This window comes from Curtobacterium pomorum, from assembly GCF_044497295.1.
Classification (GTDB): Bacteria; Actinomycetota; Actinomycetes; order Actinomycetales; family Microbacteriaceae; genus Curtobacterium.
In genome coordinates this window covers 2,426,986-2,439,156 of sequence record NZ_CP172409.1, presented here as the reverse complement: position 1 = coordinate 2,439,156, position 12,171 = coordinate 2,426,986, and the positions used below count along the sequence as shown (strand labels likewise).

Genomic DNA, 12,171 nt, shown 5'->3' with positions numbered 1-12,171 from the left:
TGTCACGCCCCGCAGCACGGGAAGGCCATCGGCAGACATGCCCACGCGGCCTGCAGCGATCTGAGCGCCGCACCCCGCTCGGCGTGCTACACCGGGAACCGACGGTTTTCGGACAATCCTTCGATTCCCGCTGCCGATGGTCCTGAGGTGGTCGATCTCCGTGACACGCACTGCTGCACACCTGTTCGCCGAGATCGCGGCGCGCCCCGGACCTATCCACGACCGTGCCCAGGCACTGCTGGACGAACTGCACCACCACGTCCCCTTCGACGGCGCGTGGATGGCGCTGGCCGATCGTGGCGGCACGGGGTACAGCGCCGTCGCGAGCACCGACCTCGATGCGGCGAGCGTCCGCTACCTGAGCGGTTCCCAGATGGCGCACGACATCGAGATGACCGGTGCCGATCGCGAACGGCCGCCCACCAGCTTGTCGGATCTGCCCTACGCGTCGGCGGACCTGCGGTCGTGGGCGGAGTGCCTGCTCCCCGCGGGGTTCCGCGAGGCGCTGTCGGTCGCGTTGTTCGAGGACGGGGGCCGGCACGTGGGCTTCATGACGGTCCTGTTCCGGAGTCCCGCTCCGCCGTCGCAGACCCTCCGCCGGCGACTCGCTCGACTCGTGCCGGAGCTCGCGTCGAGTATCGACCCGGTCCGGTCGGTCGCTGCGTCGGCAGCCTTCGTCAGCGGGGTCAGATCGGGCGACGTGCTCCTCCCGGGCCACGGGGTCACCAGCATCCCCGGCCTGTCCGACGACGAACTCCTCACCACGGGTTCGGCGCTCGTCGCCGCGGCCAGGGACGCCATCGGCGACGGGCAGGACTACGCCTCGTTCCTGTGGCCGCGCGGACGACGGCAGTCGCCGGAGGGCTACGTCCGGGTGACGGTGCTCGCCTGCGAACGCGATCTCGAGGCGCTGGCCTGCGGGGTCGTCGTGCTCGCACCCGCCACCCACCTGCGGGGTCTCACGCCGCGGGAGCTCGAGGTGCTGGGCCACGTGATCGAGGGGTGCTCCAACCTCGAGATCGCCCGAGCGCTCGCCATCGCGCCCCGCACGGTGGCTGCGCACCTGGAGCACATCCTGTGCAAGCTCGACGCCACGTCGCGCACGCTCGCCGCCGTCCGCGCCGAGCGGGCCGGGCTCTACGTCCCCCTCGCGCGAGCCCGGCCCGGGTGAGCACCGCGGAGCGGTACCCGAGCACCTGCACGACAGCACGAGCAGAGCGTCGTCGAGAGAGGAACCGTCATGTCCCACTTGTCCGTGAAGGCCGGTGTCGCCGCGATCGTCGGCGGAGCAGCCGCGGTGATCGCCGCGCTCCTCGGTGTCCCCGACCTGTCGCCCCTGCTGGGCTGGGCGATCGCCTCCGGGGTGTTCCTCGTCTGGGCGTGGTCCGAGGCCTGGCAGGCCGATCCCGAGCGCACCCGTTCCCTCGCTCGCCACGAGGACCGATCGCGGAAGCTCGTCGACGTGCTGGTCATCGCCGCGACCTTCCTCAGCCTGGTGCTGGTGATCTTCGCGCTCGTCCGCAGCCAGCAGAAGGACCCCGTCGGGTCCGCTGCGGCGATCCTCGCGGTGGTCGGCGTCGTGGCGGCGTGGGCCGTCATGAACACCGTCTTCGCCTTCAAGTACGCGCGCATGTACTACCTCGACGACAGCCACCGCTTCGACTTCGACCAGGACGAGGACCCGTCCTACAGCGACTTCGCCTACACGGCGTTCTTGATCGGGATGGCGTACAGCGCGAGCAACATCACCCAGTCGTCCACGCCCTCGCGTCGCATCGCCCTGGGCCACGCGCTGCTGTCCTACTTCTTCGGCACCTTCGTGGTCGCGGTCGCCATCAACCTCATCACCGGCCTCACCCAGGGAGGCTGAGGCCAGGGTGCCGGCGACCGCCGTGGTGCTGCGGAACGGGCTGGTCTCGACTCCGGGCGGGTAGCTCGACGGACCCGCGCCGGGCCGCTGGTCGGTCCGACGAGGCGGCCTCGCGCCGGTAGGATCGGTGACCATGGTCGAACTGGACTTCACCGAGCAGCTCTCCGCCCTCCGCGAGACCTTCGGCAACATCCGCTCGGTGGTCGACGTCGACCGCCTGCAGCGCGAGATCGCCGACCTCAGCGAGCAGGCCGGGGCCCAGGACCTCTGGGACGACGTCGAGCACGCGCAGCAGGTGACGAGCGCGCTCTCGCACCGCCAGTCGGAGCTGAAGAAGATCACCGACACCGAGCGACGCATCGACGACCTCGAGGTGCTCGTCGAGATGGCGAACGAGGGCGACGACCAGGACTCGGCCGACGAAGCCGTCGCCGAGCTCAAGGCGATCCAGAAGACCATGGGCGACCTCGAGGTGCAGACGCTCCTCGACGGCGAGTACGACGACCGTCCCGCCGTGATCACCATCCGTGCCGGGGCCGGCGGTGTCGACGCCGCGGACTTCGCCGAGATGCTCATGCGCATGTACCTCCGGTACGCCGAGCAGCACGGCTTCAAGACCACCGTCATGGAGACCTCCTACGCCGAGGAAGCGGGCATCAAGTCCGCCACCTTCGAGGTCGACGCGCCCCACGCGTTCGGCACCCTGTCGATCGAGGCCGGCACGCACCGCCTCGTCCGCATGTCGCCGTTCGGTGCTGCGGGCAAGCGCCAGACCTCGTTCGCCGCGGTCGAGGTCATCCCGCTCATGCCGGAGACGATGGTCATCGACATCCCCGAGAACGACATCCGTGTCGACGTCTTCCGCTCGTCGGGCCCCGGTGGGCAGTCCGTCAACACGACCGACTCCGCGGTGCGCCTGACGCACATCCCGACCGGCACCGTCGTCTCGATGCAGAACGAGAAGTCGCAGATCCAGAACCGTGCGGCCGCCATGCGCGTGCTGCAGTCGCGCCTGCTCCTCCTGAAGAAGGAAGAGGAGAACGCGAAGAAGAAGGAGCTCGCCGGCAACATCACGGCGAGCTGGGGCGACCAGATCCGGTCGTACGTGCTGGCGCCGTACCAGATGGTCAAGGACCTGCGGAGCGAGCACGAGGTGAACAACCCCTCAGCCGTGTTCGACGGCGACCTGGACGGCTTCATCAACGCCGGCATCCGCTGGCGCAAGCAATCCGTCGACGCGTAGGGGTTCGTGAGCCGCGCGCCTCGCTTGCTTTCCAAGCGGGGCGACCTACCCTGATCCGGTCATGATCAAATTCGACCAGGTCACCAAGGTCTACTCGGGCAACCCGAGTCCGGCGCTCGACAACCTCACCCTCGAGATCCTCAAGGGCGAGTTCGTGTTCCTCGTGGGCGCATCGGGTTCCGGCAAGTCCAGCTTCCTGCGCCTCGTGCTCAAGGAGGAGAAGCCCTCCCGTGGCCAGATCCACGTGCTCGGGCAGCGCCTCGGCTCGCTGGCGTCGCGGAAGGTCCCGTACTTCCGACGGAACCTCGGCGTCGTCTTCCAGGACTTCCGACTCCTGCCGAACAAGAACGTGTTCGACAACGTCGCGTTCTCGCTGCAGGTGATCGGCAAGAGCAAGGGCTTCATCAGCGAGGCCGTGACCGACGTGCTGAAGCTCGTCGGTCTCGCCGGCAAGGCGACCCGCATGCCGCACGAGCTCTCCGGTGGTGAGCAGCAGCGCGTCGCGATCGCCCGCGCCGTCGTCAACAAGCCGGCGATCCTGCTGGCGGACGAGCCCACCGGCAACCTGGACCCCACCACGTCCGCCGGCATCATGGCGCTCCTCGAACGCATCAACCAGGGAGGCACCACCGTGCTCATGGCGACGCACGACGCCAGCATCGTGAACCAGATGCAGCGTCGGGTCATCGAGCTGTCGAACGGCACCGTCCTGCGCGACGAGCAGTCCGGCGGCTACCAGACCCAGGCGGTCCCGATCCAGCGCGGCACCGTGTCGAACACCACCGGCATCCAGACCATCCCGGGGCTCATCCGATGAGGCTCGGACTCGTCATGTCCGAGGTCGGCTCGGGCCTGCGGCGCAACGCGTCGATGGTCGTCTCCGTCGTCCTGGTGACCTTCATCTCGCTCACCTTCGTGGGCACCGCGATCCTGCTGCAGATGCAGATCAACCAGATGAAGGGGTACTGGTACGACCGGGCCCAGGTCGCCGTCTACCTGTGCACCGACACCGACACCACCGGCAACTGCACGGGCGCGAAGGCGACCGAGGACCAGCGGAAGCAGGTCCAGGCCCAGCTCGACTCGTCCACCCTCAAGCCGTACATCGAGAAGACGTACTACGAGGACCAGGACCAGGCGTTCACCCGCTTCAAGGAGCAGTTCAAGGACTCCGCGGCGACCGAGTTCGTCAAGCCCGAGTACCTCAACGAGACCTTCTGGGTGAACCTGAAGAACCCGTCGCAGGCCGACGTCCTCGTCGAGAGCCTGTCGAAGGTCGCCGGCGTGCAGAGCGTCGTCGACCAACGCGGCTACCTGCAACCCATCTTCAACCTGCTGAACGCGTCGTCGTACACGGCGATCGGCATCGCGGCGCTCATGCTCGTCGCCGCCGTGCTCCTCATCGCGACCACGATCCGGTTGTCCGCGTTCAGTCGCAGGCGAGAGCTCGGCATCATGCGACTCGTCGGTGCGTCGAACCGGTTCATCCAGACGCCGTTCGTGCTCGAGGGGGTGATCGCCGCCGCCATCGGAGCCGTCCTGGCTGGTGGTGCCATCACCGCAGTGGTGTGGTTCTTCGTCCGGAACTTCCTGGCCGAGCGCTTCACCGGCACGGCGTTCATCGGCATGGGGGACGCGGCCATCGTGGTGCCGTCGGTGATCGTCATCGGGGTGCTGCTCGCCGCGGTGTCGGCGTCGATCGCCATCCGCCGCTACCTCAAGGTCTGACCCGGCGCGCCGGGAAGGTGCGGAGGGCCTCCGCTGTTGGGTAGGCTGTAGGGCTGCGCAATGCAGTGCCCGGTACGAGAGGAGTCGTCATGGCGAAGGAACGCGGTGAGAAGATCGTCGCGACGAACCGTCGCGCCCGACACGACTACCTCATCGAGGACACGTACGAGGCCGGCATGGTCCTGTCCGGCACCGAGGTGAAGTCCCTGCGTATGGGTCGTGCCTCGCTTGTCGACGGCTACGCCTACATCGACCGCGGGGAAGCCTGGATCGATGCCGTGCACATCCCCGAGTACACCGAGGGCACCTGGAACAACCACGCACCCCGGCGCAAGCGCAAGCTGCTCCTCCACAAGCAGCAGATCGTGAAGATCTCGCACAAGACGGCCCAGGGTGGCTACACGCTGGTGCCGTTGCAGATCTACTTCCACGACGGCCGAGCGAAGATCGAGATCGCCGTCGCGAAGGGCAAGCGCGAGTTCGACAAGCGGCAGGCCCTGCGGGAGAAGACCGACAAGCGCGAGGCCGAGCGGGCCATGCGCACGAAGAACCGGGTCGGCGAGTAGCGGCCTCGCACCTCGGTCAGCTAGACTGAGGGACTGCTCCGATCGGAGCAGTGGCAACACAACTCAACAGCGTGACAGCGGCTCGCACGTCCGGCCCGCATGGGGATGATCGGTTTCGACATTGCCTGTGTGCCGACGGGAAGCGGGCCGAGGACCCACGGTTATCTCGTGAACGATCCGTGGAAAACAACAAGTGCCAATTCCAAGCGCACTGACTTCGCTCTCGCTGCGTAAGCAGCCCAGCACATGAAGTCCGTCGGCCAGGTGACCGTCCCCTAACCTGATCCCGGCGTCATCCAGAGGACTTGCTGCACGGTTGCGCCTCAGGGCCGTGCGGGACTTGCACTGAGACTGGGCCCGTCGTCCTAGAAGCCGGTAGCAAAGGACGGGGCCGAGTAGAACGAACTATCCGGATACGCCCGTAGAAGACGTCGAATTGCAGCGATGGACGGGGGTTCGATTCCCCCCATCTCCACCATTCGCCGGTCGTCGAGCCGCTGTCACCGTTGACCGAACGCCCCGTCACCGTCCCTGGACGATGCCGGGGCGTTCGCTGTTCGGCCACCTCACGGGACTACGATCCGGTGCAGGCGCAGGGACACGCCCGCGTCGACCCCGAACGGAAGGCCCCACGTGGTGCAGGAGATCGCGATCCGAGTCCATCTGCGCGAGCAGGAGCGAGTGGTGCTCGCCGACTATGAGCGGATCGTCGGGTCCGTCGCCACGGTCGCGGCCCTCGCCGCCTGGCTGCCCACACCCGACGCCCGCCTGGTCGTCCGTGGCCGGGGTGCCGAACCGGTTCGCCTCGAGACCGTCACGTACGGGTCGGTCGTCGAGATGCTCGTCGTGCTCGACCAGCGTTCGGCCGCCGTCGAGCGGGGTGCCGCCGCGATCGCCGCCCTGATCGAGTCCGTGCGGCACGAGCACGTCGCCGACGACGTCGCCGGAGTGGCCGGTGAGCTGGACCGCCTCGACCGCGCTGCACCGCGCGGCCGGTCGGTCGTCGAGCGCACCCTCCGCACGTTCCTCGAAGGGGCTCGGGCCGACGTGCTCGCCCGGAAGACGACGACGAGGGTCCGTACCGCACAGGCGCTGCTGCGACTCGCCGAGGACGACGCCGTGCTCACCGTGGAGCGGGTGACCGACCCGCTCGCGCCGGTGCTCGAGGAACACGCGGTCGACGTCGAGCTCGACACGGGCTCCGCCGTGGTCGTCGAGCCGATCGACGGGGTCGAGTCGCCGGAGCAGGCGCCGGTCCTGCCGTTGCCCTCGGCCCGGGTGCAGCCGGAGCAGCAGAAGGACGACGACAACGAGAAGTCGTCCAAGAAGAAGGACCAGAAGAAGTCGTCCAAGAAGAAGAAGGACGACGGCAAGAAGAAGTCGGACAAGAAGAAGTCGGACAAGAAGAAGTCGGACAAGAAGGACCACGACAAGAAGAAGCCGGGCAAGAAGAAGCGGAGCGACGAGCAGCGTCGATGAGGCGGACTCGATCCAACGGCGGCTGGGTTGCGGTGCCGTTCCGCATGTAGAATACTAGGTGTTATGACATCGCGAACGAGGCCGCCGTCGATCGAGCGATCGCCATCGCTCATGACGCGTCTCGCCGGCATCGGTGCGGCGGTCCTCGCCTTCGCGAGCGCCATCGAGCCGAACCTCGTTCTCCGGTACGGCCCGGTCGTCGCCATCGTGACGCTCATCCTGAGCAACCCGCGACGGCTCAGGCTCGGTTGGACCGAGGTGCTCCTCGGGCTCTTCGTCATCTGGATCGGGTACTCCCAGTTGTGGAGCGTTGCGCCGGAACGGTACCTGGTGAACGCACTCACGCTCGTGTCGTCTGCACTGATGTTCGTGGCCGTGCGGGCCGCGATCGATCGGGGGGTGAACCTCTTCGTCGTCTTCGTCGCGTACGTGGGCGGCAACTTCGTCGCGTTGGCGATGACTGCCTGGCAGCTCGTCGCGAACGGTGAGGCGGAGCTGGACGGGGACCGCGTGACGCAAGCCGGAGTCCTCAACGTCAATCACGTCGCGTACGGACTCGTCGCGTCGATCGCTCTCGTGGTGCTCCTGTGGCGTTCGTCTCTGGTTCAGCAACCGATCGTACGAGTCCTCACCATCACGCTTCTGGTGTTCCTCGTGTCGGGCGTCCTCGCAACGGGTACGCGGAGTGCTCTCCTCGCGATCCTGTGTCTGGCAGCTTGGCTCGTCATCCGGTGGCTCGGGGGCTCCCTCCGTGCGCTCACAGTGGTCGTCGTGGTCTGGTCGGTGTCCGTCAGTGCGGGCTGGCTCGACCGGGTGCTCGAACTCGTCGACTTCGGTGAGCGTGGGCGGGGCGGCTTGTCCGGCAGGCTCGACATCTGGCCTGTCGCACGCCAGCTGTGGGACCAGGACTGGATCCTCGGCTCCGGGCTCGGCGCCGTGCGGTCGGCCACACCGGATCAACTCGCTTCGCACAACACGATCCTCGAGACCGGATCCACCCTCGGGTTGGTGGGACTGGTCGTGTTCTTCGCTTTCCTCGTTCTCTCGCAACGCGACCGACTGGCAGAGCTCCCGGACAGTGCCCGGGACCTTCGTCTCGGAGTGGTCATCGCGACCCTGACGCCGATCGTCCTGTCGGGCATCTGGGAGTACGACGCCTCCGGATGGGTGGCCCTCGCGCTGCTCGGTCAGCCGTTCATCGAGCGATCCACGCAGCGGCCCGTCGTCGCCGATGGCGGCAGCGCGGTGCTGGCTTCAGGTGGGCCGCCGCTGCTGGTGGGCATCGCTGCGCGCTAGTACGGGATCGCCCATCGGGTCGTGAGCTCGCGCTCGATCGATGGGGCTCGCCTCGTCGACTTCGACGACCCCGAGGCGACACCTCCGATCCCGCCATGCGTCGGTGCTGCCCGCGGTCCCGACGTTGGAGGACGTGCGTGTGCCGGTCGGACTGGGACGGCCACGGACCCGCCCGGAGGCGTGGTGGCCGACAAGAGGTAACCGTCCAGAGCGAACCGCGCCTGGCTGCGGGCGCGGCGCGGGGTCGCGATGCGCTCAGACGAGACCGACCGCAACCACCACGCCGGACTCAGCCTCGCCGCAACGCCCCACCGTCTCGGCTGCAGGCCAAGGTCGGCTGCTCCCAGAACGGCGATCTGGCCGTGCCCTGATCCGCGCTCCTCCTTGCGTGCTTGAACCCGCACGCTCCCTCGGCACAGGAGCCGAGTCCTCCCGAGACCTGCTCGAAGCCGCCGAAGCACCGTCATGTGACCCGTTCGTCAACGTCCAGGTCGCAGTTGGCGTCCTGCTGCAGTCGCGGACCCGCCGATGGAGTTCGCACCACTGCACCACGCCCAGGAAGGCGCCGCCGTTGTGAGTTCGATGCGGCGCTGGCGGCTGGTCACTCGATCGCGAGTGCCGGCCGGAACAAGGGTGCCAGCATCCCGCTGTACTCCGGGGAGATGTGCAGGCCGTCGCGGTACAGCCAGGTTCCGTTCCGGAACGTGGAACAGACGCCATCGCGACAGATGTCCGCGAGCAGGTCGATCTGGCCTGCCCCGGTCGTCCGGATGGCCTCGGTCTCCGCGGTACGGATGGCGTGCTGGCGATCGCGCACCGATCTCTCACTGATGGTGATCCCGCACGCAGCCGGGTCCGTGAACGCCACGGCGTTCTGGCACTCGACCGGGTGCCACCAATCGCGTTGCGCACCCGGGAAGTGCGGCAGCGTCCTGATGAGGACGACGTCGAACCCTGAGCGCTGGAGATCCTCGATCCGCTGGGCCAGGCGTTCCGCCCAGACAGCCGACTTGGCCGCCGTCGTGCGCGCCACCGAGCCGTCGCCGGCCCGGAACGTGTCATCGGCGGCCAGCACCATCTCACTGGACGCGGCGATGAGGACCGTGCCGCGCGGCTGTGACCGCAACCACGATGTGGTGTCCTCGACGTAGCGTGCGCACTCGGCGCCCTTCGATGCGTCGGAGGCGCGCTGCAGTCCGATGTCGAGGAAGGGACATCCGCCCCAGGTCGCGACGACGAGCCGTCGGTCCTCGCCGACAGCTGCCGATCTCGCGGCCTCGGTGAACTGTTGGGCGTTCGAGTCGCCGAGCAGGTACACCGGTCGGCCGTCGGCGGGCCCCCAGGTGCACGGGCCGAGGTCACGCTGAGAGACCGGAGTGGTCGACAGACACTCGTTGTAGCTGATCGGTCGGGCCAGCAGCTGGTCAGCGGCGCTCGCGAGCTTCGGATCGCCCCACGACGTGAGTGCGCCCCCGAGGACGAGGACGCTCGCAGTGCTGCCGGCCACGACTGCGATCACCGGTGCGCGCAGCGAGCGGCGCGTCGACGTGACCGCGCGGCCACGGAACGGGGTCTCGACGAATCGGTGGGTGAGCGCAGCCAGTGCGAACGCGAGGACGATGGCGCCGAGGACTGCGCCCTGCTGCCCGGGCCAGAGGCGCCACGCGAAGACGAGCAGCGGCCAGTGCCAGAGGTAGAGCGAGTACGAGACGTCACCGAGCCACGCGAGCGGGCGTTGCGCGAGCAGTCCGGACACCGGATTGTGACGTGCTCCGCCGGCGAGCACGAGGGCAGTCCCTGTGACGGGCAGGAGTGCCGCGGTGCCGGGGTACGCGCCGCCCGGCTCGATCCAGACGGCCGAAGCCGCGATGAGGATCAGTCCGAGGGCGACGGCGACCGGGTGCACCGCGTGCCACCGCGCTCGTGCAGACCACAGCGCGAGCGCGGCGCCGACGGCGAACTCCCACGCTCGCGTCGGTGTCATGTAGAACGCGAACTGCGACGGGTTGGCGATGCCGGGCAGCACCGCCGAGAAGGAGAACACCAGCGAGACCGAGAACGAGACGACGGCGACCATTGTGATGCACCAGAACAGCGTGCTCCGTCGAGACCGCCCCACTCGCCACGCGACGCAGAGCAGGAGCGGGAACAGGACGTAGAACTGTTCCTCGACACCGAGGGACCAGGTGTGCAGGAAGGGGTTCGACTGCACGTGTTCGCTGAAGTAGTCCGCCGAGATGAAGTACAGCGCGATGTTGGACATCCCCAGTGCGGCCGCGACCCCCGTGCCGGCCGACTGCTGTTGTGTGCCGAAGGGCGAGAGCAGGAGGGCGGTGCCGATCGCGGTGACGGCGAGGACGACACCCGCGGCCGGCAGGAGGCGATTGGCTCGTCGGATGGAAAACCTGCGAAGTGAGAAGCCCGCATCACTGGCGAGGTCCCTGACGACCATCGAGGTGATGACGAAACCGGAGATGACGAAGAACACGTCGACCCCGACGAACCCACCGGGCAGGGCGAGTTTCGCGTGTTCGATGACCACCAACGCGACGGCCACACCGCGGAGTCCCTGGACGTCGAGGCGAAGACCCTTGTGCTGCATCACATCAGAATATCAGATGTGATGCAATGAACTCTCGTCCGGTGACTCCGCCAGAGGTCGAGCAGGTTTGCCCGGATGCCCCGGCGCCGTACGCCCGCCGCAGGAGTCCGCGGAGCCGGAGCACCGGCACGAGGTCGAGGAGACGAACGTGGGGGAGACGGCCCGCTCCCTGGCCTGCGCGGGGAGCGACCCCAGCAGACCAGCGGCCCGCGGTCTCTACCATGGTGCCGTGCCCCAGGTCCCACCCACCGAGCGCCGGCGAAGGCTGCTCCGTGCCGTCGAGCGTCACTCGGGCGCACTCGCCGCTGCCGCGCTCGCGATCGTCACTGCGATCGGGACCCTCCGGTACCACGCCGTCCACGCCGGCGACCCGGGCCACCTGAGCGTGGTCGTGCTCGGCGTGCTCCTGACGGCGGGTTCGGCGGCGACCGCGGTGCTGCCGCGGCGGGCACGGGTTCGCGAGCCGGCCGCGGTGACGCTCGCGCTCGTCGCCGTCGTCCTCGTCCTCGTCGCCCCGAGTGCCGCGTGGAGCGTGGTGCCGCTCGTGGTCCTGCTGCAGACGACCGTGCGCGTGGTGCCGGCGACCCTGGCGAGCGGCGCGGCCATCGTCGCTGCAGCGGCCTCGGTGCCGCGGCTGACCGGGAGCCAGGACCCCGGGCTCGTGGCCGGTTGCCTGCTCGCCGGGCTGGTCTTCCTGGCGGCGATCGTCCTGTCACGGTCGGCGCTCCGTGAGCGTTCCACGTCGGTCCGTCAGCTCGTCGCGACCCGGGCACGACTCGTGGACAGCGAGCGGCGGGCGAGTGCTCTCGGGGAACGGCAGCACGTCGCCGCCGAACTGCACGACACGGTCCTGCAGTCCGTCGCCGGGGTGCTCCTGCTCACCGAGGCCGCCGAACGGTCCGGGGATGCCGGGCTCGCTCGGGACGCCCGCCGTGCGCTGCGCTCCGCTGTCGCGCAGACCCGCACGCTGGTCGACGACCTGGGGTCCGGGTCGGACGACGAGGTCGACCTCGCGAGCGCTTCGGCGGAGGCTGCCGCACGGGTCGGTGCGAGCTGGTCGACGACGGGGGAACCGCGGCCGCTCTCACCGTTGCGGGCGCTCGCGCTGCTCCGGACGGCCCAGGGGGCACTCGGCAACGCCGAGCGGCACGCGGACGCGACGACGATCACACTCGAGCTCCGGTACGGGGCGGATTCCGTCGTGATCGTGGTCTCCGACGACGGAGTCGGCTTCGACGTGGGGGCCGAGGTCGTGGCGGGCCCGGACGGCGGGCACGGCCTCGCGATCATGCGACGTCGGCTCGCGGCCGTCGGGGGATCGCTCGACGTCCGATCGGACGACCGAGGAACCGTCCTGACCGCGACGGTGCCGGTGGCGGAACGATGA

Annotated in this window: 10 protein-coding genes and 1 other RNA gene; 10 read left to right on the top strand and 1 reads right to left on the bottom strand. The window is 68.7% G+C overall.

What is annotated here, in order from left to right; genetic code table 11:
- Nucleotides 1–160 precede the first annotated feature (160 nt).
- From ACGH48_RS11630 to ACGH48_RS11590, 9 genes are all read left to right on the top strand, one after another.
- Nucleotides 161–1,171, top strand: a complete 1,011-nt coding sequence (locus ACGH48_RS11630) for a response regulator transcription factor (RefSeq protein ID WP_396288723.1) — start codon at nt 161–163, stop codon at nt 1,169–1,171.
- Between the two features lie 69 nt (nt 1,172–1,240).
- Complete coding sequence (locus tag ACGH48_RS11625) at nt 1,241–1,870, top strand: DUF1345 domain-containing protein (protein WP_396288722.1); 630 nt, start codon at nt 1,241–1,243, stop codon at nt 1,868–1,870.
- Nucleotides 1,871–2,003: 133 nt separating this feature from the next.
- Nucleotides 2,004–3,113, top strand: coding sequence for a peptide chain release factor 2 (gene prfB, locus ACGH48_RS11620; RefSeq protein ID WP_111086442.1), 1,110 nt, complete (start codon nt 2,004–2,006; stop codon nt 3,111–3,113).
- Between the two features lie 61 nt (nt 3,114–3,174).
- Nucleotides 3,175–3,930, top strand: a complete 756-nt coding sequence (gene ftsE, locus ACGH48_RS11615; RefSeq protein WP_111086441.1) for a cell division ATP-binding protein FtsE — start codon at nt 3,175–3,177, stop codon at nt 3,928–3,930.
- Nucleotides 3,927–4,841 carry a permease-like cell division protein FtsX gene (gene ftsX, locus ACGH48_RS11610; protein ID WP_123312315.1) on the top strand — a complete coding sequence of 305 codons (915 nt, stop codon included), beginning with the start codon at nt 3,927–3,929 and terminating at the stop codon, nt 4,839–4,841. The genes ftsE and ftsX overlap by 4 nt, the downstream gene beginning before the upstream one ends.
- An 89-nt stretch (nt 4,842–4,930) precedes the next feature.
- Nucleotides 4,931–5,407 (top strand): SsrA-binding protein SmpB, encoded by a 477-nt coding sequence (smpB, locus tag ACGH48_RS11605; RefSeq protein ID WP_123312316.1) that lies wholly within the window; start codon nt 4,931–4,933, stop codon nt 5,405–5,407.
- Nucleotides 5,408–5,508: 101 nt separating this feature from the next.
- Nucleotides 5,509–5,885, top strand: a transfer-messenger RNA (tmRNA) gene (gene ssrA, locus ACGH48_RS11600).
- A gap of 206 nt (nt 5,886–6,091) precedes the next feature.
- On the top strand, nt 6,092–6,886 hold the full coding sequence (locus ACGH48_RS11595; protein ID WP_396288721.1) for a hypothetical protein: 795 nt from the start codon (nt 6,092–6,094) through the stop codon (nt 6,884–6,886).
- 111 nt (nt 6,887–6,997) lie between these two features.
- The gene (locus tag ACGH48_RS11590) at nt 6,998–8,182 is read left to right on the top strand and encodes an O-antigen ligase family protein (protein ID WP_396288720.1); all 1,185 of its coding nucleotides are present in this window, start codon (nt 6,998–7,000) and stop codon (nt 8,180–8,182) included.
- Nucleotides 8,183–8,783: 601 nt separating this feature from the next.
- Here ACGH48_RS11590 and ACGH48_RS11585 read toward each other — a convergent pair.
- On the bottom strand, nt 8,784–10,784 hold the full coding sequence (locus tag ACGH48_RS11585) for an acyltransferase family protein (RefSeq protein ID WP_396288718.1): 2,001 nt from the start codon (nt 10,782–10,784) through the stop codon (nt 8,784–8,786).
- 229 nt (nt 10,785–11,013) lie between these two features.
- On the opposite strand from ACGH48_RS11585, the gene ACGH48_RS11580 reads away from it, so the two are divergent.
- Nucleotides 11,014–12,171, top strand: coding sequence for a sensor histidine kinase (locus ACGH48_RS11580; protein WP_396288717.1), 1,158 nt, complete (start codon nt 11,014–11,016; stop codon nt 12,169–12,171).